The following is a 20,766-nucleotide window of genomic DNA, read 5'->3' as shown; positions in this document are numbered from 1 at the left end:
AGCATCGGCGCCATGGTTGGCTGGCGTGTTGCTGGCGGGCATCGGGGGATGGAATGCATCGGCACAACAGGCCGCAAGCGTTGCACCGGCGGCACGGCCCACTGCGCGGGCTGCAGCGGCGCCTGCCGTGCAGGCCTCACCGGCGGCTGGTCAGGCAGCGGACGCGCCTTCGGCTGAGCAGGCGCGGCTGATGGCGCAAGGACGCCAGGTCGACCAGCTCAAGCAGACGATGGAATCGCAGATCCAGGAACTGGGCAACAGCGGCTCCTCGTCGAGCGGCGGCGGCGTCGCCTTGGCCGGCGACAAGAAGCCATCGGTCGCCCCGATGATCCAGCCGTCGCAAAGCATCTATGCCGGCGAGGCCGTGGTGCGGCGGGTACCCGGTGCACTGCGGCGCATCGCGGTCGGCGACGGCGAGGTCCTGAGCGTGTTCTCGGTCGGCAAGTCCGAACTGGTCATGATCGGTACCAAGCCCGGCGAGACCAACGTCCACCTGTGGATGGCCGATGGCAGCCAGCGCGACGTCAGCGTGACGGTCGGTGGCAGCAAGTCCGAAGGCGCGGCCGACACCGTGCGCGAGCTGTTGGGCAATACGCCGGGCGTCACCGTGCGGGCCATCGGCTCCAATGTGGTGATCTCGGGCAACGACATCGACGCCGCCACCACGGCGAAGATCCAGGCCTTGCAGAAGATCTATCCGCAGGTGCTGAACTTCGCCGGCGCCGACCCGGTCGGCATGCGGCCGATGGTGCAGATGGACGTGTCGATCATGGAGTTCAACAAGAACGCCGTGGAGGACCTGGGCATCCGCTGGGACAGCACCATCGACGGTCCGATCGGCGGTTTGATCCGCGACGTGACCAAGAACGACTACTTCCGCGTGCTGCCACAGGACAACCAGACCTTCCAGGACATCAAGGATCGGTTGCCCACCAGGCTGTCCGGACCGCAAGGGTATTTCGGCATCGCCACCACGATCGCCTCGAAGATCAACCTGTTGATGAGCCGCGGCAAGGCCTGGGTGCTGGCGCAGCCCAAGCTGAGCGCCAAGAGCGGCAGCAACGCGACCTTCCTGGTCGGTGGCGAAGTGCCGATCGTGGTGCCGTCGATCCTCGGCCAGACCCAGATCGAGTACAAGGAGTACGGCATCCGCCTGAACATCAACCCGACAGTCAACTCGTCCAATCAGGTGAATACCTCGATCATGGCCGAGGTCAGCCGGATCGATCCGTCGGTGTCGGTGCAGGGTGTGCCCGGCTTCCTGACGCGCCGCGTCGAGACCGAACTAAACGTCAATGCCGGTCAGACCATCGTCATCTCCGGGCTGCTCGATCGGGAAGCCTCCAAGGCCGTGGACAAGCTGCCGCTGCTGGGCGACATCCCGATCCTGGGCAAGCTGTTCCGCTCCGACGGCTTCCGCGGCAACAAGACCGAACTGGTGATCTTCGTGACCCCGCGCATCGTCAGCCCGACCTCGCCGGAGAACCTGCAGGATCTGCAGCGCGCCCAGGGGATCGAGAAGGAGTTGCAGGAGGAAATCAGCCCCCGCCAAGACAAGTTGATCAAGTAACCCACCCCACGGAGCGCAAGGTTCACCGCCATGTTCACAGTGCTGATCAATACGCCAGGAGGCGACACGCGCCAGGTCAAGTGCATGCACCGCGAGTGCGGCATCGGCCGCGCCGATGCCAATCTGGTGATGCTGCAGGGCTGGAACATCGCCGGCAAGCATGCCACCCTGCTGCGCGAGGATGACGGTGTCTTCATCCTGCCCCTGGGCGGGCGCGAGCCGATCACGCTCAACGGCAAGGTGGTGCTGGCCAAGCAAGGGCCGATCGACGGCAAGGACGAGATCCGTATCGGCCAGTACATGCTGAAGGTCAGCGGCGACGATGCACGCATCGCCAGGCAGACGCCCGCCGCCAACGACGGCGCAGCGGTCAGGCCCGCGGAATCGCCCGCGGCCACCACCGACGCCGCGCCCGAGCGCCAGCCGGCGGCGCCCGCCGCGACCGACATGGTGGTGGCCGGACCACCGCCCTCCGATATCGCCACCTGGCGCACCAAGCTGCACATGGCGCTGGTGCGGCAGATGGATCTGCGGCGCATGGACGTGCGCAGCATGGACGACAGCGCACTGCGCGACAGCACCATCAACCTGATCGACGACATCATCAAGCGCGAGTTCAGCGATCTGCCGGCGGACATCAGCCCACGCAGACTGGCCAAACAGGTGCTGGATGAGGCGATCGGGCTGGGGCCGCTGGAAGACCTGATCGACGATCCGACCGTCACCGAAATCATGGTCAATTCGCACGATGACATCTTCATCGAGCGTGCCGGGCGCATCCAGAAGTCCGAGGTGGTGTTCTCCAACGAACGCGCCTGCCTGGCTGCGATCGAACGCATCGTTACCCCGCTGGGGCGGCGTATCGACGAAAGTTCGCCGCTGGTCGACGCGCGCCTCAAGGACGGCTCGCGCGTCAACGCGGTGATCCCGCCGGTGGCCCTGCGCGGACCGAGCATCAGCATCCGCAAGTTCGCCACGCGCCGGCTGATGGGCGAGGATCTATTGAAGTTCGGATCGCTCAATCAAGCGATGCTGGACTTCCTGATCATGGCCGTACGCGAGCGCCGCAACATCGTGGTGTCCGGCGGTACCGGCTCGGGCAAGACCACCCTGCTGAACATCCTGTCCAACTTCATCCCGGACGGCGACCGCGTGGTCACCATCGAGGATGCGGCGGAACTGAAACTGGTCCAACCCAACCTGGTGGCGCTGGAAGCCCGCCCGCCCAACATGGAGGGCAAGGGCCAGATCACCATCCGCGACCTGGTCAAGAACGCGCTGCGCATGCGTCCGGACCGCATCGTCGTCGGCGAGTGCCGCGGCGGCGAGTGTCTGGACATGCTGCAGGCGATGAACACCGGCCACGAAGGCTCGCTGACCACCGCGCATGCCAACAATCCGCGCGAGACGCTCTCGCGCCTGGAGGTGATGGTGATGATGGCCGGCATGGAGCTGCCGATGACGGTCGTGCGCGAGCAGATCGCGTCGGCGGTCAACCTGATCGTGCATCAGCGCCGCTACCCTTGCGGCTCGCGCAAGGTCAGCCACATCACCGAGATCACCGGCATCGAAAGCGGCACCATCCAGATGCAGGACCTGTTCCTGTTCAAGCCCACCACCTACCATGGCCCCGACGGCAAGGTCGCCGGCAACTTCGTGGCGACCGGTGCGGTACCCGAATTCTACGAAGAACTCGCCGAACGCGGCGTGTCGGTGAATCTGGACATCTTCCGCAACCAGGGAAGCGCACGCTGATGGCTCTGTGGCTGATCGCCTTGCTGGTGTTCGCCGGGACCGTGACGGCATTCCTGCTGATCGCGCGGTCCAGCGAGCAGTTCCTGAAGCGCTACCGCGAAAGCTTCATGGACCAGGCCCGCATGAACCTGACGGACATGTTCCTGTTCCTGGATCCGGCCCAGGTCTACATGATCAGCGCCGTGATCATGGTGATCGTGCCGCTGCTGGTGTGGATGTTGACCGGGAGCCTGGTCATCGCGGTGCTGATCGGCATCTTCCTGATCTTCGCTCCGCGCAAGATCTACGCGTTCCTGCGCAAGCGTCGGCTGGAGCAGATCCAGGAGCAACTCCCGGACGCGCTGCAGATGCTTGCCAGCAGCCTGCGCGCCGGCGTCGGCTTCGCACCGGCGATGGAAGTGCTGGTCCACGACGGCCAGCCGCCGCTGGCCCAGGAACTGGCGCTGGTGCTGCGCGAGCAGCACATGGGCATCCGCGCCGAAGAAGCGATGGAGAACTTCAGCAAGCGCGTGCCCATCACCGATGCCGAGCTGTTCGTTTCGGCGGTCAATATTTCGCGTGAGGTCGGCGGCAACCTGGCCGAGACACTGGCGACCCTGGCCGAGACGCTGCGCCGCCGCCTGACCATGGAGAAGAAGGTGAAGTCGCTGACCGCGCAGGGCCGCCTGCAGGGCATCGTCATGGCGATGCTGCCGGTGTTCCTGATCGGCTACCTCACCGTGATGTACAGCGAAACCATGCAGCCGATGTTCCATCGCTGGCACGGCTGGGTGGTGATCACCATCTGCCTGGTCATGGAATACCTGGGCTACCGTCTCTGCAAGAAAATCATGACGATCGACGTATGACCTGGATGCTCGCCCTCGTCGCGCTTCTTGCCGCCGGCGCCGTCGCCCTGGTCGTCATCGGCACGCGCGGGGTGATCCGCGAAGTCGAGCTGGAGGACCGCACCTATTACGATCCACTGCCGCGGCTGATGCAACTGATGTGGCCGCTGGTGACGGTGCTGACCCGGCGCATCGCGCCGCGCCTGAGCGTGGCGCAACTGGAACAGACCCACCGCCAGTTGCAGGCCGCCGGCCAGGACTACACGCTGACGCCGGAAGAGTTCTACGGCCTGCGCATGGCCAGCGCGCTGATGGTGATCGCCTTCTTCCTGCTGTGCACCGGCATGCTCGGCCACCTGGGCATCGGTTCGGGCTTGATGTGCCTATTGTTCGGCGGCGTGCTGGGCTGGCTGTATCCCGCGTTGTGGCTGGGCGAGCGGCGCAAGGCGCGACAGAAGACCGTGGTGCGCGACCTGCCGATCTACCTGGATTTCATCACCATGGCGGTCGAGGCCGGTCTGAACGTGACCGGCGGCATCGAGCAGGCGGTCGCCAAGGGACCGTCCGGCGCGCTGTCGCAGGAGTTCTCGCGCATGCTGCGCGATCTGCGCGCCGGCCTGCCACGCGCCGAGGCACTGCGGCGCATGGCCGAGCGCATGGACATCGCGCAGATCACCAGCTTCACCAGTGCGCTGATCCAGGCCGACAAGGTCGGCGCCAACCTCAGCGACACCTTGCGCGCACAGGCCAACCAGCGCCGCGAGGAACGTTTCCTGCGTGCCGAGAAGCTGGCGCTGGAAGCACCGGTGAAGATGATGCTGCCGCTGGTGATGTTCTTCTTTCCGCTGATCTTCCTGTTCCTGGGCTACTTCATCTACTTGAAGATGCTGCAGGAGGGCATCCTGTGAAGCGCGGATGCATCGAGCGCAGCGCCGGTATCCCGATCCCGCAGGTGTGGGCGGCGGATACCTGGTGGTCGCGCGCGCGCGGACTGCTGGTGCGCCCGGCGCTGGCAACCGATGGATCGGAGGCCTTGCTGATCCGCCCCTGCGCCAGCGTGCATACCATCGGCATGGGCTACCCGCTGGATCTGGTGTTCCTGAGCCAGGACGATGTGGTGCTGGAGTGGCGCGAGAACGTCAGGCCGTATCGCACGGCGATGTGCCGGCGCGCCGCGGCCACCATCGAGTTCCATGGCGGTGCGCTGGACCGCCTGCAACCGCAACGCGGCGAACACTGGCACTGGCGCGCCACCGCGCCGGCGCCTTCCTCTCAGGGAGCCCGGTCATGAATGCACGCGTCCGCACACTGCGCAGCCGCACGTCGATGCGCGGCCAATCCATGGTGGAACTGGTGATCATCACCCCGGTGCTGCTGTTCCTGTTGCTTGCGGTCATCCAGGCAGTGCTGCTGTACCGCATGAAGTCCACGCTGGACTATGCCGCGCTGATGGCGGCGCGCGCGGGCGCGGTGAGCGGGGTGGATCGAGGAGAAATGCGTGCCGCCTTCGAGAAGGGCATGATGCCGCTGTACGCTACTGAAAAAAGCCTAATGGGCGTGGAAACTGCGCGTCTTGCAGCCCGAGTCGACCTGACGCTGAAGATGCACGGCCACATCACCGTCATCAATCCAACCCGTGCCGCATGGAACAACTTCAAGGAGCGCCAGTACGACGGCAGTTACGCGTTGCCCAACGATACGCTGGCCTACCGCAGCACCGCAATCGGGAGCAGCGGGGTCAATGTTCAAGACGCCAACATCCTCAAGATCAAGGTCGTCTACGACGCGCCGTTGGTGGTTCCCTTTGTCGATTGGGTATTGGGGGGAAATTCTCGGTATCTGAAGCCGGGCACGTTTGAGTCCTCCCCACTTCAAACGTTCACCCGGCGCCTGCCGATCGAAAGCTACGCCATCGTGCGCATGCAATCACCCATCTCCCAACAGGGCAACCTCGACAAGTGATGCCCCGTCTCGCGCTGCTTGCGTGCGTTGCACTGCTGTGCCAGATCATTGCCGGCTCGGCTTGCGCCGAGGACGCCGCATTCTCCGGCGTCGCCCAGGTCAGCACCAACGAGCTTGGCGGCCTGAGCCGGATCCAGCCGCGCGGCGCGGCGCAGCCGGCGACGGTGTTCTTCCGCGATGGCGCGCTGCGCATCCAGTTCCAGGACGCCAGCGGTCGGTCGTATGCGCTGATCCTGGCGAAGGATGCGCCCACCGGCTGGATCGTCGGCCAGCAGGGCGGGGCGATGCCCGTTCCCGGCATGCGCTGGCCGCTACGCTTCGATCCGGAGAATCCCTGCTCAGGGCTAGGGATGTTCGCCGACTGCCAGCGTGGCGACAGCGGCCTGCGTGCGGGCCGCGACGCGGTGCAATGGCGGTACCGCCTGGCCAATCCGGATGGGCCCGGCAGAACCCGGCAAGGCACGATGTGGCTGGACCGCGAGACCGGCCTGGTACTCGCCTATCGCGGCAAGACCGGGCTGGAACAGCAACAGCACTGGGACATCCAACGCGTCGACTACGGCCCGCAGCCGGACGCCTTGTTCCAACCGCCCGACCTCGCGCACTGATCCGCGTCCCCAGCAGTCCATGCGCACGTCGCCCACGTCTGGTCGACGCGGGTTCATGGTTCTGCAGCAAGATCGGCAGATCGCACCGTTACACTAGTTTGGTTCGTCCCCCGACAAGGAGTATCTCCGTGAAAAGAGCAGTAGCGGCGACGTTGGCCCTGGCCGTCATCGCAAGCCTGAGCGCCTGCAAGAAGCATGAGCAGCCCGCGCATCCCGACGATCAGGCGACGCCCCCCGCGGCGACCGCCAGCGCGACGCAGGACGCGTCCACCCAGCACGCTGCCGCCAGCACGGCATTCGACCCTGCCAGCCTGCCGGTGTCCGATGTCCCGCTGGGAGACTTCCCCTATATCGCGCTGCCTACCGGCTATGTCGTCGGCAACAAGCCGGTTGGGGCCGATTTCGATCAGGTGCCGTTCTGGACTGGTGATCGACTGCAGCCGGTCGAGGGCAAGGTCTGGTCGGCGCACATCAATGCGGCGGAGGGCAAGACCTTCTCGGACATCGAACTGGAACGCAACATCGAGGCAGTCGTCACAGCGCTCGGCGGCAGAAAGATTTTCGACGGACGGATTCCGGAAGCCGCCACGAAGAAAATCTCGGAGTGGCCGCGCGATTTCGCCACCAAGTACAACAGCGGCCTTGGCGACATCTGGAACAATCCGGCGCAGGTCTTCGTGGTGCATCGCGCCGACCGCGACATCTGGATCCACCTGTGCAGCTACCAGTTCGGTGGAGGTTTGCTGATTGCCGAGACCAAGCCGCTGCAGGTCACCGCCAGCCTGCTGCCGGCCAGCGAACTGAAGACGCAGATCGACAAGACCGGCAAGGTGGCCTTGCACGTCAACTTCGCCACCGACAAAACCGACATCCTGCCCGACTCGCAGCCGCAGATCGCGCAGGTCGTGCAATTGCTCAAGCAGGACGCCGTGTTGAAGCTGGCCGTCAACGGCTATACCGACGGCACCGGCGATGCCGCGCACAACAAGACGCTGTCGGAAGGGCGCGCCAAGGCGGTGGTCGCCGCGCTCGTCGCGCAGGGTATCGATGCGTCGCGTCTGACCGCGGCCGGCTTCGGCGATGCCGACCCGGTGGCAGACAATGCGACCGAGCAAGGCAAGTCGCAGAACCGCCGCGTCGAGTTGGTGAAGAAGAGCTGAGCCGCACCGGGTACCGCGGCATGCGGTCACCCTGATGCGTGCGGGTCGTGGTGCGGCGCAACGGCATGACCGATTGCGCCGCATCGTCGACAGGACCGCACGCGCGCTCGTTTGCCGGCATGCGTTCCCGCAGTCGGACGCCTCCCACTCCATGGCGATCCACGTCTCATGCGTATCCTGATTCTCGGCGCCGGCGCGACCGGCGGTTACTTCGGTGGACGCCTGGCCCAGGCCGGCGTCGATGTCAGCTTCCTGGTGCGGCCGCCGCGCGCCGCACGCCTGCAGCGTGACGGCCTGCGCATCCGCAGTCGGCGCGGCGATGCGGCGATCGCGGTGAGCACGCTCACCGCCGACACGCTGCCCGGCGCCGCGCAGGCGCGGCCGTTCGACCTGGTGTTGCTCAGTTGCAAGGCCTACGACCTGCAGAGCGCGCTGGACGCGGTGGCACCGGCGGTCCACGAGGACACCAGCGTGCTGCCGATCCTCAATGGCCTGCGCCACTATCCGGCGCTGGATGCGCGCTTCGGTGCGGAGCGGGTCGTCGGCGGGCTGTGCTTCATCAGCGCGGTGCTGGATGCCGACGGCGCGATCCAGCACCTGGCCAAGCCGGCCTCGCTGACCTTCGGCGAGCGCGACGGCCGCGGCGCCGACAGCGCGCGCGTGCGCGCCCTGGCCGAGGCCTGCGCGCAAGCCGACGTGGACCATCTGGCCACGCCGCGGATCGCGCAGGAGCAATGGATCAAGTACACCTTCCTCACCGCGCTGGCCGCGGCCACCTGCCTGATGCGTGCGCCGATCGGGCGCATCGTCGCCAGCGACGATGGGGTGACGCTGGTACGCGGCCTGTATGCCGAATGCACGGCGGTGGCCGCGGCGGCCGGCGAACCGGTGCCGGAGGCGGCGCAAGCCAGCGCGCTGCACCTGCTGACCCAGCCAGGCTCGCCGATGAAGGCGTCGATGCTGCGCGACCTGGAAGCCGGGCAGCAAGTGGAGGCGCAGCAGATCGTCGGCGACATGCTGGTCCGCGCCCGTACCGCCGGGCATGAAGCACCGCTGCTGTTGGCCGCTTACTGCCACCTGCAGGCCTACCAGGCCGGTCTGCCCGCGCGCTGAGGTTTGCCGCGGGACGCCAGTGCCGCGCGCAACGCGCTCCTGCCCTGCGCACGCCAGCCACGGTGCTCCGGGCAATACCATACCCGCGCCGTCCCGAGGGCGGCGCTGCGTCTTCGCGCGCCGCTGACGCGCCTGGCGCCTATGCTCGCCCACCACACAGGGGCGAGAGACGGGCACGCACATGGAAAAACTGTTCCGCGGCGTGCATTTCCTCATCATCCTGCTGTTCCTGCTGTGCGCGGCCGGACTGATCTGCATGGCCGTGCTGGAGCTGTGGCACGGCCTGACGCCGGGCGGCGAGCTGGTGGTGCGCGACCGCTTCAACGTGGTGCTGGAAGCGATCGGCCTGCTCACCGTGGCGCTGGTGACCCTGGAACTGGGCCAGACCATCTACGAGGAAGAGGTGCAGCGCGACGTCAAGGTCAGTGGACCGACCCGGGTGCGTCGCTACCTGTCGCGGTTCTTCGTGGTCATCGTCATCGCCCTGGCGATCGAGACCCTGGTGTCGATCTTCGAACTGATGCACGACGATCCGTCCAAGCTGCCCTACGCATCTGCCGTGGGCCTGTGCGCGGCGCTGCTGCTGGTCGCCTGGGGCGTGTTCGTCAAGCTCAACCGCAGCGCCGAGGAACTGGAGCCGGAAGCGATGGCCGAAGCCAAGCGCGAGGACGCGCAGGTCGATTGAGGCGGGTGGGTGCCACCCGGCAGGCCGACTCCCGTTACCGACGTAGGAGCGGCTTCAGCCGCGACGGATGAAGCCCAACGCCGACTGACAACGTCAGGCGTCAGGACCGAAGTCCCTCCCATAAGAAAATGCCAGCCCACTCCGCCCAGGATCTCTACCGACGCATCGGCCGGCACGGTCGCGCAGAGGATCGGCATGGCCACCGGAGCATCCGCCGCGACGCGTTGACCGATCGCGGCTGAAGCCGCTCCTACAAAAGACGCGTACAGCCAAGCGCGCTTTTACGAATCCCCAATCCCCAATCACGAATCCCCAAACACGAAACCCGCCGCGTCGACGTCCTCAGCCCGGCATCGGCAAGCGGAAGAACGCCCGCGCGGCCGCGGTGCTGGCGGCGGCGACTGTCGCCACGTCTTCGCCACGGTCGCGCGCCAGTTCCTCGACGATGTGCGCCAGGAACGCCGGTTCGTTGCGGCGGTCCTTGGGCGTCGGCTTGAGCGTGCGCGGCAGCAGGTACGGTGCATCGGTCTCGATCATCAGCCGCTCGGCGGGGATGTGCTTCACCAGTTCGCGCAGGTGCGCACCGCGGCGCTCGTCGCACAGCCAGCCGGTGATGCCGATGTACCAGTCGCGGTCCAGGTAGTCGAACAGTTCCTCGCGGCTGCCGGTAAAGCAATGCACCACTGCCGGACCGAGCTTGCCGTCGAACTGGCGCATCAGCGCCATGAAGTCGGCATGGGCGTCGCGCTGGTGCAGGAACAGCGGCTTGCCGGTGTCCACCGCCAGTTGCAGCTGCCGCTCGAACGCGCGGTGCTGCGCCGGCCGTGGCGAGAAGTCGCGGAAGTAGTCCAGGCCGCACTCGCCCACCGCCACCACTTCGGCATGCGCATGCAGCGCGCGCAGTTCGGCGTCGCATTCGGCGGTGTATTCCACCGCGTGGTGCGGATGCACGCCGGCGGTGGCGTACAGCACGCCCGGATGCTGCTGCGCCAGTTGCAGCGCCAGCGGCGAGTGCTCACGGCTGGCGCCGGTGACCACCAGTTGCGCGACGCCGGCGGCGCGGGCGCGCTGCAGCACCGCGTCGCGGTCGCGGTCGAAGGACTCGTGGGTGAGGTTGGCACCGATGTCGATCAGGGTCATGCGCTTGCGCGGGAATCAGCCGGGACAGCAGCCAATTGTACGGGCCACGCGCCTGCCGCCGCTCCACGGCGGCACGGCGGCCACGTATCCTTTGCCGATGACGTCCGCCGTGTTTCCGATCGATCCGCTGCTGCCGCAACTCCGCGACAGCCTCGCCGTCCACCCGCGCCTGGTGCTGGAAGCCCCACCCGGCGCCGGCAAGACCACCCAGGTGCCGCCGGCGCTGCTCGACGCGCCCTGGCTGCAGGGCCGGCGCATCGTCATGCTGGAACCGCGCCGGGTCGCCGCGCGCAGTGCCGCCACCTTCATGGCCCGGCAGCGCGGCGAGGCGCCGGGCGAGACCGTGGGCTACCGCATCCGCTTCGAGAACAAGGTGTCCGCACGCACCCGCATCGAGGTGGTCACCGAGGGCATCCTGACCCGCATGCTGCAGGATGACCCGATGCTCGACGGCGTCGGCGCGCTGCTGTTCGACGAGTTCCACGAGCGCCACCTGGCCGCGGACCTGGGCCTGGCGCTGGCCCTGGACGTGCAGGCGCAGGTGCGCGAGGACCTGCGCATCGTGGTGATGTCGGCCACCCTGGACGGCGAGCGCCTGGCGCAGTTCCTCGATGCGCCGCGGCTGTCCAGCGCCGGGCGCAGCTTCCCGGTGGAGATCGCGCATTTCCCGGCGCGACGCGAGGAATCGCTGGAGACGCAGGCCCGGCGCGCGGTCGAGCACGCGCTGCAACAGCATCCGGGCGACGTGCTGGTGTTCCTGCCCGGGCAGCGCGAGATCGGGCGGGTGCAGGCGGCGCTGGAGGCGGCTGGGGTTGGGGGTGGATCGGGCACGGGTTCGGGTGTGTCTTCGACAGGCACAGGCTTGGGTGCTTCCCCAGCCGGCACCGCCTCTGGCGTACCCTCATCCGGCGCTGCGCGCCACCTTCTCCCGCAGGGAGAAGGGAGCGGGGTCGAGGTCTTGCCGCTGCATGGCGAGTTGCCGGTGGAGCAGCAGACCAAGGTGTTGCAGCCCGATCCGCAGGGGCGGCGGCGCGTGGTGCTGGCGACCAACGTCGCCGAGTCTTCGGTGACGCTGCCCGGGGTGCGCGTGGTGATCGACGCCGGGCTGGCGCGTGAGCCGCATTACGATCCCAACAGCGGCTTCTCGCGGCTGGACGTCACCACCATCGCCCAGGCCTCGGCCGACCAGCGCGCCGGCCGCGCCGGCCGCGTCGCCAGCGGCTGGGCCTACCGGCTGTGGCCGCAGTCGCAGCGCCTGGAGGCGCAACGCCGCGCCGAGATCCTGCAGGTGGAACTGGCCGGGCTGGCGCTGGAACTGGCCGCCTGGGGCAGCGATGGGCTGCGTTTCGTCGATCCGCCACCACCCGGCGCGCTTGCCGCCGCCCGCGAACTGCTGCAGCGGCTGGGCGCGCTTGGCGCGAACGGGACCATCACCGCCAGCGGCCGGCGCATGCTCGCGCTGGGCACGCATCCGCGGCTGGCGGCGATGCTGTTGGCCGCTGGCGATGCGCGCGCGCAGGCACTGGCCTGCGACCTCGCCGCCCTGATCGAAGCGCGCGACCCGCTGCGCCAGGGCGGCGACGCACTGGCCGCGCGCTGGCGCGCCCTGGCCGCGTTCCGCCGCGGCCGCGTGCCGCACGACGCCAACCGCGGCGCGCTGGCGGCGATCGACGCGGCCGCCAAGCAGTGGCGGCGGCGCCTGCGCAGCGACGCCGCCGCGCCGGAGAGCGTGGAGGCGCACGAACTCGGCGATCTGCTGGCGCACGCCTTTCCCGACCGCATCGGCACCCGCCATCCCAACGATCCGCTGCGCTACCTGCTGGCCAACGGCCGCAGCGCGCGCCTGTTCGACAACAGCGACCTGCGCGGCGAGCCCTGGCTGGTCGCCACCGAACTGCGCCACGAAGCCAAGGACGCGCTGTTGCTGCGCGCCGCGCCGGTGGACGAGCGCTACCTGCGCGCGCAGTTCCCGCAGCGTTTCGCGCAAGAGGACACGGTGCGCTGGGACCCCGAACGGCGCGCGCTGAGCGCGCTGCGCGAGACCCGCTTCGATCGCATCGTGCTCGACAGCCGCCCCGCCGGCCGCGTCGAACCGGCGCAGGCGGCCGCGGCATTGACCGAGGCAGTGCGCGAACTGGGACTGCAGGCGCTGCCCTGGAGCGAGGGCCTGTCGCAATGGCGCGCGCGGGTGGCCGGGCTACGCCAGTGGATGCCGGAACTGGACCTGCCAGACCTGGGCGATGCCGCGCTGCTGGACAGCCTCGACGACTGGCTGCGCCCGGCCTTCGCCGGCAAGACCCGGCTCGACGCGCTCGGCGAGGACGAACTGGGCGAGGCACTGAAGGCGCGACTGCCCTGGGACCGCCGCCAGGCCATCGACCGCCATGCCCCGGTGCGCATCGCGGTGCCCTCGGGGATGGAACGGCGCATCGACTACAGCCTGGACCATGCCGGGCAGCCGCAGCCGCCGGTGCTGGCGGTCAAGCTGCAGGAACTGTTCGGCCTGGCCGACACCCCGCGCATCGCCGACGGCCGCGTGCCGCTGCTGCTGCACCTGCTCTCGCCCGGCGGGCGGCCGCTGCAGGTCACCCAGGACCTGCGCAATTTCTGGTCCAGCACCTATCCGGAAGTGAAGAAGGAAATGAAGGGCCGCTACCCGCGCCACCCGTGGCCGGACGACCCGTGTACCGCCACCGCCAGCCACCGCGCCAAGCCGCGCGGCACCTAGTGGGTCAGGCGCACCGCATTCAGCCGGCAGACGAATCCGCAGCGCTGCGCTAACGCCCCGTATACGGTACGAGGGCGACACTGCAGCCCTTCATTCCTGCCAGTAGGGGACGCCCATGAGCAAGCTGACCATCATCACCGATCGCGCCCTGGATCTCGCCAGCCACGCCGGCGACAGCCTCAAGCACTTCGGCCCGCAGGCGAACAAGTGGCTGCAGTCGGGCAAGGCGGTGGGTGCGCTCAAGGCGGGCGCTGCGCTGGGTGCGGTGAAGACCGGCACCAAGGTCGCGCGTACCGCGGTGCGTCGCAATCCGGCCGTGGCCATCGCCGCCGCTGCGGTGGGCGTGGGCCTGCTGGGTTACGCCATCTACCGCAAGCGTCAGCGCGACAAGGGTGCGCCGATCGAAGGCAATGCGCAGCGCATCGAAGCGGCCAACAAGCGCGGCAATGTCGGTGCGCGCCGCAGCGCCGCCAGCACCCGCGGCACGCGCCGCGCCGCGGCCGCGCAGGACGCCACCGAAGAGTGAACTGCGCGCGCGGCCTGACGGTTGCCGCAGCGCCACACGCAGCGACCGGGAGACATCCCGGTCGCTTTTTTTATGGATCAGCCGCGACCCTGCACTTCTTTCTAACGTAGGAGCGGCTTCAGCCGCGACCGAGGCGTTACCGATGTTTTCCGGTCGCGGCTGAAGCCGCTCCTACGCGTCGCTAGGCATCGCATGCATTACAGCGCGCGCCATGCGCCCGGTGCGAGCCCGTCCAAGCGGTGTGCCCCCATCGCCGCGCGCACCAGCCGCAGCGTCGGCAGGCCGACCGCTGCGGTCATCCGCCGCACCTGGCGATTGCGGCCTTCACGCAACACCACTTGCAACCAGGCATCGGGCACGCTCTTGCGGAAGCGCACCGGCGGGTCGCGTGGCCATAGCGATGGCGCCGCCTCCAGCAACGTCACCTCTGCCCGCGCGGTCGGCCCATCGTTCAACAGCACGCCGTCGCGCAGGCGCTGCAGTTGCTCCGGTTGCGGTGCGCCTTCCACCTGCACCCAGTAGGTCTTGGGCTGCTTGTGCCGCGGATCGGTAAGACGGTGCGCCAATGCGCCGTCGTCGGTCAGCAGCAGCAAGCCCTCGCTGTCGTAGTCCAGGCGTCCGGCCGCGTACACGTCGGCGGGCAGGCCGAACTCGGCCAGCGTGCGCCGCGGCGGCGTGCTGCGGTCGGTGAACTGGCACAGCACGTTGAAGGGCTTGTTGAAGGCGATCAGCATCGGCGGGAACGGCGGCGGGCCTGCGCCGCACGGCGCGGCGCAGGCATTGTCCCATGCGTCCGCGCCGCCCGTGCGCCGGCTCAGCGCTTGACGAACTTCAGGGTCATCCGGTCGCTCTCGCCGATCGCCTGGTACTTGGCGTCGTCGGCGGCCTCGTGCTGGTTGCTCGGCGGCAGCGTCCACACACCGCCCGGATAATCCTTGGTGTCGCGCGGATTGGCGTTGACCTCGCTCTTGCCGGCCAGCTTGAAGCCGGCCGCCTCGGCCATGGCGATCACCTGCGCCTGGCCGACATAGCCGCTCTTGTCGTCGGCCGGCACGTCGGCCTTCGCACGGTGCTCGACCACGCCGAGCACGCCACCGGGCTTGAGCACGTTGTAGAAGCCCTTGAACATGCCCTCGGCCTGGCCAGCCATGCGCCAGTTGTGCACGTTGCGGAAGGTCAGCACCAGGTCGGCCGAGCCGGGCGGGCCGAACACCGGTGCGTTCGGCGCATAGGCCACGATGCGCGCGTGGTCGTACTGCGCCGGCGCCGCGGCGAACTTCTGCTCCAGGCCGGCGCGCGCCTTCTGCTGGTAATCGCGGCCGCGGCCTTCCGGCACGGCCGCCGGATCGACCACCGCGGCGATGTACTGCCCGCGCTCGCGCAGGTACGGCGCCAGGATCTCGGAATACCAGCCGCTGCCCGGAGTGACCTCGATCACCGTCTGGGTCGGCTTGATGCCGAAGAACGCCAGGGTCTGGCCGGGATGACGGTAGGCGTCGCGGGCGACGTTGGCGCGGTCGCGCCAGTTGCCGTCGATCGCCGTCTGCAACGCGGCGTCCGGCGCCGGCAGCGTCGCGGTATCGGCGGGCTTGATCGCCTGCGCCGCGGGAGCGAGCAAGGCAGTGGCGAACGCCAGGGTGCAGGCGCAGGCAAGCGAGGTTCGAGGCGTCATGGCAGGCATCCGCAAGAGAGGTGGCGCGAGCCTAGCACGCGGCTCGATACCGACGAATGTTGCGCTTCCGTTAGCGCGAATCACGTCTACAGAACGATGTTTTCGCGAGCATTTGACGACCGCCCAACCCCTGGCGACTATCCTGTCGCCTCCCCCACAGTGGAACGTTTTCCATGCTGCACACGCGCGAACTCGGCCGCTCCGGCCTGCATGCGGCACCGCTGGCGTTCGGCGGCAACGTGTTCGGCTGGAGCGCCGACGCCAAGACCTCCTTCGCCTTGCTCGATGCCTTCGTCGAGGCCGGCTGCCATCTCATCGACACCGCCGACATCTACTCGGCCTGGGTGCCCGGCAACCACGGCGGCGAATCGGAAGCGCTGATCGGGCAGTGGCTCAAGCGCAGCGGCAAGCGCGACAAGGTGCTGATCGCGACCAAGGTCGGTAAGTGGGCCGAACGCCCGGGCTTGTCGGCCGACAACATCGCCGCCGCCGTGGACGACTCGCTGCAGCGCCTGCAGACCGACGTGATCGATCTGTACCAAGCGCACGAGGACGACGATTCGGTGCCGCTGGAAGCGACGCTGGCCGCGTTCGGGCGCTTGATCGAGCAGGGCAAGGTGCGTGCGATCGGCGCTTCCAACTACAGCGCCGCGCGCCTGCGCGAAGCCCTGAACGTCTCCGCGCAGTACGGCCTGCCGCGCTACGAGACGCTGCAGCCGGAGTACAACCTGTACGACCGCGCCGGCTACGAGGCCGAACTGGAACCGCTGGTGCGCGAACAGGGCCTGGGCGTGCTGTGCTACTACGCGCTGGCCAGCGGCTTCCTCAGCGGCAAGTACCGCCGCGCCGAAGACGCCGGCAAGAGCCAGGCGCGCGGTGCCAGCGTGGTCGCGCGCTATCTCAATGCGCGCGGCCTGCGCATCCTCGCCGCACTCGACGACATCGCCGGCAAGCATGCCGCCACGCCCACGCAGGTGGCGCTGGCCTGGCTGATGGCGCGGCCCGGCATCGTCGCGCCGATCGCCAGCGCCACCAGCCTGGAGCAACTGCAGGACTTGCTGGCCGCAGCGCGCCTGCAACTGTCGGCCGAGGACATCGCGCAATTGAATACCGCAAGTGAGGAAACCGCATGACCGTCCCCACCCAGACCATCCGCATCGTGCTCGCCTCGCGCCCGCAGGGCGCGCCGGGCACCGACAACTTCCGCACCGAACAGGCGCCGCTCGAAGCGCCGGGCCCCGGCCAGGTGCTGCTGCGCAATCGCTGGCTGTCGCTGGACCCGTACATGCGCGGGCGCATGAGTGATGCGCCCTCCTACGCGCCGCCGGTGCAACTGGGCGAGACCATGGTCGGCAGCACCGTGGCCGAGGTGCTGCAATCCAACTCCCCCGACCACGCGCCGGGCGATCTGGTGCTGGTGCAGAACGGCGGCTGGCAGACCCATCTGGTGGTCGACGGCGCCAGCCTGCGGCGCAAGCTCGATCCCAGATCGCCGCTGCCGCCGAGCACCGCGCTCGGCGTGTACGGCATGCCCGGCTTCACCGCCTATGCCGGCCTGCACGAGATCGGCAAGCCGCAGCCGGGCGAGACCGTGGCGGTCGCCGCGGCCACCGGCCCGGTCGGCGCCACCGTGGCCCAGATCGCCAAACTGCGCGGGGCGAAGGTGATCGCCATCGCCGGCGGCGCGGAAAAATGCCGCTATTTGCGCGAGGAACTGGGCGTGGACGTGGCCCTGGACCACCGCGCCAAAGACTTCGCCGAGCAGTTACGCGGCGCCGCGACCGACGGCATCGACGTGTACTTCGAGAACGTCGGCGGCCACGTGTTCGACGCGGTGCTGCCGCTGCTCAACGATTTCGCCCGCGTGCCGGTGTGCGGCACCATCGCCACCTACAACGCCAACGGCGCGCTGCCGCCGGGGCCGGATCGGTTGCCGGCGCTGATGGGCCAGGTGCTGCGCCAGCGCCTGACCCTGCGCGGCTTCATCGTCGGCGACTTCGTCAAACTGTATCCGGAGTTTCTGCGCGAAATGGGCGCCTGGCTAGCCGACGGCCGCGTGCGCTACCGCGAACACGTGGTGGACGGGCTGGAAAATGCGCCACAGGCCTTCATCGACATGCTGAGCGGCGGCAACTTCGGCAAGCTGGTGGTGCGGCTGGGCGACTGAGGCCGGGGACCGAAACTCGAACCCCTCGTAGGAGCGGCTTCAGCCGCGACCGGGCGTTCCCGGGAGCGCCCGGTCGCGGCTGAAGCCCTGAAGCCGCTCCTACAAGAATCGTGGATATTCATCCGCTCCCTGGTGGATGACGATGCTCGCGCACATCGCGGCATCGACGCCCGCGGATGCAGCCACTACCATCGGACGCATCGCCGCCGCCGCCGCTTCCATGTCCGATTCCCCGCGTCCTCCTCGCGCACGCCGCACCGCGCGTGCCGCCACCGCACCCACCCCGCCCGAGCGCGGCCTGGCCGCGGAGCTGATGCGGCGCATCGGCGAGTGCGAAGGCGACCCGAACTTCATGACCTCGCTGGCGCGCGGCCTGGCCGTGCTCAGCGCCTTCGGCCAGCACAGCCGCGACGTCAGCATGGCCCAGCTCAGCGCCGACACCGGCATCCCGCGCGCGGCGGTGCGGCGCGTGCTGTACACGCTGGAGAAGCTGGGCTACGCCGGCACCCACGGCCGCGGCTACGTGCTGCTGCCGCGCGCGCTGGGCATCGGCAGCGGCTACCTGTCCACCGCCGCGCTGTCGGTGGCGGCGCAGCCGGTGCTGGATGCGCTGCGCGACGACCTGCACGAATCCTGCTCGCTGGGCGTGCTCGACGGCGACGACCTGCTGTACGTGGCGCGTGCGGAAACCGTGCGCATCATGTCGATCGGCCTGCGCGCCGGCAGCCGCCTGCCGGCGTACTGCACCTCGATGGGCCGGGTGCTGCTGGCGGCGCAGCCGGGCGACACCTTGAACAGCTATCTGGAGCGCAATCCGCTGCGCCCGCGCACCGAACGCACCGTCACCGACCGCGCGCAGTTCCAGGCCCTGCTCGAGCGCGTGCAGCGCGACGGCTACGCGGTGGTGGACCAGGAACTGGAGATCGGCCTGCGCTCGGTCGCGGTGCCGGTGCGCAACCGCCAGGACCGCGTGGTCGCCGCGCTCAACGTCGGCAGCTCGGTGGCGCGGATGACCCTGGGTAGCCTGCAGAGCACGGTGTTGCCGGCACTTCGGCAGGCGGCGCAGCGCCTGAGCCGGGTGCTGGACTGAGCGCCGCCGGCGCCGCGCCGAGCCGCCGCGTCGCCCACCAGAACAGCAGCGCCAGCAGGCTGACCGCCGCCCCCAGGCGGCACACGCCGGCCCAACCCGCCTGGGCATAGGTCGCGGTCGTGCCGATCGCGCCCAGTCCGCTGCCCACCGCGTAGAACAGCATGTACAGGCCGATCAGCCGGCCGTGCGCGTGCGGGCGGCCGCGCAGGATCATGCTCTGGCTGGTGACGTGCAAGGCCTGCCCGGCCAGGTCGAGCAGGACGATGCCGAGCAGCAGCGCGGCCAGCGAGTGCGGCAGCCACGCCAGCGGCCACCAGGCCAGCACCAATACCACCAGCGCCGCGGCGCTGGTGCGCTGGGCATGGCCGCGATCGGCCCAGCGTCCGGCCCGCGCGGCCGCCAGCGCGCCGACCGCGCCGACCAGACCGAAGGCACCGATGGCGGTGTGCGAGAACGCGTACGGCGGTGCGCGCAATGGCAGCACCAGCGCGCTCCAGAAGATGTTGAACGCCGCGAACATCAACAACGCCAGCACGCCGCGCACCTGCAACACACGCTCCTGCCGCAGCAGCGTCAGCATGGATGCGATCAGGCGCAGATAGCGCACTGGCTGCGGCGGCACCGGGAGCGCCGGCAACCAGCGCCACAGCGGCAGCGCGAGCGCCAGCATCAGCGCCGCGGCGCCGGCATAGACCGCGCGCCAGCCGGCCAGGTCGCTGACGGCGCCGGCGAACACCCGCGCCAGCAACAGGCCGATGAACACGCCGCCCTGCGCCGCACCGACCACCCGCCCCTGCTCCTGCGGCGCCGCGGCGCTGGCGGCATAGGCGATCAACCCCTGAGTCATCGCCGTGCCCAGCATGCCGACGGCGAGCATGCCGGCCAGCAACACCGGCGCCGACCGCGCCACGCTCACCGCGACCAGCGCCGCGACCAATCCCAGCGCCTGCGCTGCCATCAGACGCCGGCGCTCCACCAGGTCGCCCAGCGGCACCAGCAACAGCAGGGCCAGCGCGCAGCCGACCTGGGCGGCGCTGACCACGCCGCCCACCGCTGCCGGGCCGATGCGGAAATCCGCTGCCAGCGCATCCAGCAGCGGTTGCGCGTAATAGACGTTGGCCACGCTCAGGCCGCTGGCAATGGCGAACAGCCAGACCAGACGACGCGGCATGGAGGGCACCGCGGTGACGGAGTGCATGATCGAAAACTCACCCATTCAAGTTTCAAAACGAAACTTGTTTCAGGCTAGGCCGATAGGTTTTAAAATGCAACCACCGCCACCGAGCGCCGACCGGAAACGCCGATGCCGTCCCGCCCTGCCCTGCCCGCGTCGCCCTGCCCGGTGGCGCGCAGCGCCGACCTGATCGGCGACCGCTGGTCGCTGCTGATCGTGCGCGATGCCTTCGATGGGGTGCGCCGCTTCGGCGACTTCCAGCGCAGCCTGGGCATGGCCCGCAACATCCTGGCCGATCGGCTGCGCAAGCTGGTCGAGGCCGGCATCCTGGAGATGCGCGAGGCGTCCGACGGCAGCGCCTATCGCGAGTACGCGCTGAGCGCCAAGGGCGAGGACCTGTTCGCGGTGGTGCTGGCGCTGCGGCAATGGGGCGAACGGCATCTGTTCGAGCACGGCGAGCGCCACTCGGTGCTGATCGACACGCGCACCGGCAAGCCGGTCGCGCGCATGCAGCCGCGCGCCGCCGATGGCACGCGGCTGAGCCCGGCGGTCACCGAAGTGCGGAAGGTGCGCTGAGCGCGCGCGGCGC

At 68.9% G+C, this 20,766-nt stretch carries 20 protein-coding genes; 16 read left to right on the top strand and 4 right to left on the bottom strand.

Translation table 11 applies throughout. The features are described from left to right. The first annotated feature begins 190 nt into the window (after positions 1–190). From AC1PLR_RS01625 to AC1PLR_RS01580, 10 genes are all read left to right on the top strand, one after another. Positions 191–1,570 (top strand): type II and III secretion system protein family protein, encoded by a 1,380-nt coding sequence (locus tag AC1PLR_RS01625; RefSeq protein WP_481102448.1) that lies wholly within the window; start codon positions 191–193, stop codon positions 1,568–1,570. 30 nt (positions 1,571–1,600) lie between these two features. Continuing rightward, the gene (locus tag AC1PLR_RS01620; RefSeq protein ID WP_481102447.1) at positions 1,601–3,325 is read left to right on the top strand and encodes a TadA family conjugal transfer-associated ATPase; all 1,725 of its coding nucleotides are present in this window, start codon (positions 1,601–1,603) and stop codon (positions 3,323–3,325) included. Next, positions 3,325–4,173, top strand: coding sequence for a type II secretion system F family protein (locus AC1PLR_RS01615; protein WP_019799158.1), 849 nt, complete (start codon positions 3,325–3,327; stop codon positions 4,171–4,173). The genes AC1PLR_RS01620 and AC1PLR_RS01615 overlap by 1 nt, the downstream gene beginning before the upstream one ends. Beyond that, positions 4,170–5,060: a type II secretion system F family protein gene (locus AC1PLR_RS01610; RefSeq protein WP_371184199.1), complete on the top strand. Its 891-nt coding sequence runs from the start codon at positions 4,170–4,172 to the stop codon at positions 5,058–5,060. Before AC1PLR_RS01615 ends, AC1PLR_RS01610 begins: the two co-directional genes overlap by 4 nt. Beyond that, entirely contained in the window at positions 5,057–5,443 is a 387-nt protein-coding gene (locus tag AC1PLR_RS01605) for a DUF192 domain-containing protein (RefSeq protein WP_481102446.1), read from the top strand. The genes AC1PLR_RS01610 and AC1PLR_RS01605 overlap by 4 nt, the downstream gene beginning before the upstream one ends. After that, positions 5,440–6,114: a TadE family protein gene (locus AC1PLR_RS01600; protein ID WP_371184195.1), complete on the top strand. Its 675-nt coding sequence runs from the start codon at positions 5,440–5,442 to the stop codon at positions 6,112–6,114. The genes AC1PLR_RS01605 and AC1PLR_RS01600 overlap by 4 nt, the downstream gene beginning before the upstream one ends. Continuing rightward, positions 6,114–6,722: a hypothetical protein gene (locus tag AC1PLR_RS01595; protein WP_371184193.1), complete on the top strand. Its 609-nt coding sequence runs from the start codon at positions 6,114–6,116 to the stop codon at positions 6,720–6,722. Before AC1PLR_RS01600 ends, AC1PLR_RS01595 begins: the two co-directional genes overlap by 1 nt. Positions 6,723–6,874: 152 nt before the next feature. Beyond that, positions 6,875–7,882 carry an OmpA family protein gene (locus AC1PLR_RS01590; protein ID WP_481102445.1) on the top strand — a complete coding sequence of 336 codons (1,008 nt, stop codon included), beginning with the start codon at positions 6,875–6,877 and terminating at the stop codon, positions 7,880–7,882. Positions 7,883–8,050: 168 nt separating this feature from the next. Further along, positions 8,051–8,995 carry a 2-dehydropantoate 2-reductase gene (gene panE, locus AC1PLR_RS01585; RefSeq protein WP_481102444.1) on the top strand — a complete coding sequence of 315 codons (945 nt, stop codon included), beginning with the start codon at positions 8,051–8,053 and terminating at the stop codon, positions 8,993–8,995. Between the two features lie 181 nt (positions 8,996–9,176). Continuing rightward, the gene (locus tag AC1PLR_RS01580) at positions 9,177–9,680 is read left to right on the top strand and encodes a hypothetical protein (protein ID WP_481102443.1); all 504 of its coding nucleotides are present in this window, start codon (positions 9,177–9,179) and stop codon (positions 9,678–9,680) included. A 342-nt stretch (positions 9,681–10,022) separates the two neighbouring features. Here AC1PLR_RS01580 and AC1PLR_RS01575 read toward each other — a convergent pair whose 3' ends face one another. Next, positions 10,023–10,820: a TatD family hydrolase gene (locus AC1PLR_RS01575; protein ID WP_481102442.1), complete on the bottom strand. Its 798-nt coding sequence runs from the start codon at positions 10,818–10,820 to the stop codon at positions 10,023–10,025. A 97-nt stretch (positions 10,821–10,917) separates the two neighbouring features. On the opposite strand from AC1PLR_RS01575, the gene hrpB reads away from it, so the two are divergent. Continuing rightward, positions 10,918–13,548 carry an ATP-dependent helicase HrpB gene (gene hrpB, locus AC1PLR_RS01570; protein WP_481102441.1) on the top strand — a complete coding sequence of 877 codons (2,631 nt, stop codon included), beginning with the start codon at positions 10,918–10,920 and terminating at the stop codon, positions 13,546–13,548. 115 nt (positions 13,549–13,663) lie between these two features. Then, the gene (locus AC1PLR_RS01565; RefSeq protein WP_010343704.1) at positions 13,664–14,074 is read left to right on the top strand and encodes a hypothetical protein; all 411 of its coding nucleotides are present in this window, start codon (positions 13,664–13,666) and stop codon (positions 14,072–14,074) included. 197 nt (positions 14,075–14,271) lie between these two features. Here the strand turns inward: AC1PLR_RS01565 and AC1PLR_RS01560 are convergent, their stop codons facing one another. Together AC1PLR_RS01560 and AC1PLR_RS01555 are read right to left on the bottom strand one after the other, a co-directional pair. Continuing rightward, the gene (locus AC1PLR_RS01560; RefSeq protein WP_019800809.1) at positions 14,272–14,808 is read right to left on the bottom strand and encodes a pseudouridine synthase; all 537 of its coding nucleotides are present in this window, start codon (positions 14,806–14,808) and stop codon (positions 14,272–14,274) included. Positions 14,809–14,888: 80 nt separating this feature from the next. Beyond that, positions 14,889–15,746, bottom strand: coding sequence for a class I SAM-dependent methyltransferase (locus AC1PLR_RS01555; protein WP_481102440.1), 858 nt, complete (start codon positions 15,744–15,746; stop codon positions 14,889–14,891). A 173-nt stretch (positions 15,747–15,919) separates the two neighbouring features. Here AC1PLR_RS01555 and AC1PLR_RS01550 point away from each other — a divergent pair, with 173 nt between their 5' ends. The 3 genes from AC1PLR_RS01550 (at position 15,920) to AC1PLR_RS01540 (ending at position 19,003) form a co-directional block, all read left to right on the top strand. Beyond that, positions 15,920–16,879: an aldo/keto reductase gene (locus AC1PLR_RS01550; RefSeq protein WP_481102439.1), complete on the top strand. Its 960-nt coding sequence runs from the start codon at positions 15,920–15,922 to the stop codon at positions 16,877–16,879. Next, entirely contained in the window at positions 16,876–17,913 is a 1,038-nt protein-coding gene (locus AC1PLR_RS01545; RefSeq protein ID WP_481102438.1) for an NADP-dependent oxidoreductase, read from the top strand. Before AC1PLR_RS01550 ends, AC1PLR_RS01545 begins: the two co-directional genes overlap by 4 nt. Positions 17,914–18,133: 220 nt before the next feature. Further along, complete coding sequence (locus AC1PLR_RS01540; RefSeq protein WP_209245249.1) at positions 18,134–19,003, top strand: IclR family transcriptional regulator domain-containing protein; 870 nt, start codon at positions 18,134–18,136, stop codon at positions 19,001–19,003. On the opposite strand, the gene AC1PLR_RS01535 is transcribed toward AC1PLR_RS01540, so the two are convergent. Beyond that, complete coding sequence (locus AC1PLR_RS01535; protein WP_481102437.1) at positions 18,897–20,174, bottom strand: MFS transporter; 1,278 nt, start codon at positions 20,172–20,174, stop codon at positions 18,897–18,899. The genes AC1PLR_RS01540 and AC1PLR_RS01535 overlap by 107 nt on opposite strands. Before the next feature lie 132 nt (positions 20,175–20,306). Between AC1PLR_RS01535 and AC1PLR_RS01530 the strand changes: the two genes are divergently transcribed. Beyond that, positions 20,307–20,753 (top strand): winged helix-turn-helix transcriptional regulator, encoded by a 447-nt coding sequence (locus AC1PLR_RS01530; RefSeq protein WP_481102436.1) that lies wholly within the window; start codon positions 20,307–20,309, stop codon positions 20,751–20,753. Positions 20,754–20,766 lie beyond the last annotated feature (13 nt).

Source organism: Xanthomonas sp. NCPPB 3570, assembly GCF_056725115.1.
Note: the sequence above shows the minus strand (reverse complement) of the source record. Positions and strands in the feature narration are given on the sequence as shown.

Excerpts from the sequence above, each read along its gene's own strand:
- AC1PLR_RS01620 (WP_481102447.1), top strand. The coding sequence starts at position 1,601 with ATGTTCACAGTGCTGATCAATACGCCAGGAGGCGACACGCGCCAGGTC.
- hrpB (WP_481102441.1), top strand. The coding sequence starts at position 10,918 with ATGACGTCCGCCGTGTTTCCGATCGATCCGCTGCTGCCGCAACTCCGC.
- AC1PLR_RS01580 (WP_481102443.1), top strand. The coding sequence starts at position 9,177 with ATGGAAAAACTGTTCCGCGGCGTGCATTTCCTCATCATCCTGCTGTTC.
- AC1PLR_RS01600 (WP_371184195.1), top strand. The coding sequence starts at position 5,440 with ATGAATGCACGCGTCCGCACACTGCGCAGCCGCACGTCGATGCGCGGC.
- AC1PLR_RS01595 (WP_371184193.1), top strand. The coding sequence starts at position 6,114 with ATGCCCCGTCTCGCGCTGCTTGCGTGCGTTGCACTGCTGTGCCAGATC.
- AC1PLR_RS01625 (WP_481102448.1), top strand. The coding sequence starts at position 191 with ATGGCGCAAGGACGCCAGGTCGACCAGCTCAAGCAGACGATGGAATCG.
- AC1PLR_RS01610 (WP_371184199.1), top strand. The coding sequence starts at position 4,170 with ATGACCTGGATGCTCGCCCTCGTCGCGCTTCTTGCCGCCGGCGCCGTC.
- AC1PLR_RS01535 (WP_481102437.1), bottom strand. The coding sequence starts at position 20,174 with ATGCCGCGTCGTCTGGTCTGGCTGTTCGCCATTGCCAGCGGCCTGAGC.
- AC1PLR_RS01565 (WP_010343704.1), top strand. The coding sequence starts at position 13,664 with ATGAGCAAGCTGACCATCATCACCGATCGCGCCCTGGATCTCGCCAGC.
- AC1PLR_RS01555 (WP_481102440.1), bottom strand. The coding sequence starts at position 15,746 with ATGACGCCTCGAACCTCGCTTGCCTGCGCCTGCACCCTGGCGTTCGCC.
- AC1PLR_RS01545 (WP_481102438.1), top strand. The coding sequence starts at position 16,876 with ATGACCGTCCCCACCCAGACCATCCGCATCGTGCTCGCCTCGCGCCCG.
- AC1PLR_RS01615 (WP_019799158.1), top strand. The coding sequence starts at position 3,325 with ATGGCTCTGTGGCTGATCGCCTTGCTGGTGTTCGCCGGGACCGTGACG.
- AC1PLR_RS01560 (WP_019800809.1), bottom strand. The coding sequence starts at position 14,808 with ATGCTGATCGCCTTCAACAAGCCCTTCAACGTGCTGTGCCAGTTCACC.
- AC1PLR_RS01540 (WP_209245249.1), top strand. The coding sequence starts at position 18,134 with ATGTCCGATTCCCCGCGTCCTCCTCGCGCACGCCGCACCGCGCGTGCC.
- AC1PLR_RS01530 (WP_481102436.1), top strand. The coding sequence starts at position 20,307 with ATGCCGTCCCGCCCTGCCCTGCCCGCGTCGCCCTGCCCGGTGGCGCGC.
- panE (WP_481102444.1), top strand. The coding sequence starts at position 8,051 with ATGCGTATCCTGATTCTCGGCGCCGGCGCGACCGGCGGTTACTTCGGT.
- AC1PLR_RS01550 (WP_481102439.1), top strand. The coding sequence starts at position 15,920 with ATGCTGCACACGCGCGAACTCGGCCGCTCCGGCCTGCATGCGGCACCG.
- AC1PLR_RS01575 (WP_481102442.1), bottom strand. The coding sequence starts at position 10,820 with ATGACCCTGATCGACATCGGTGCCAACCTCACCCACGAGTCCTTCGAC.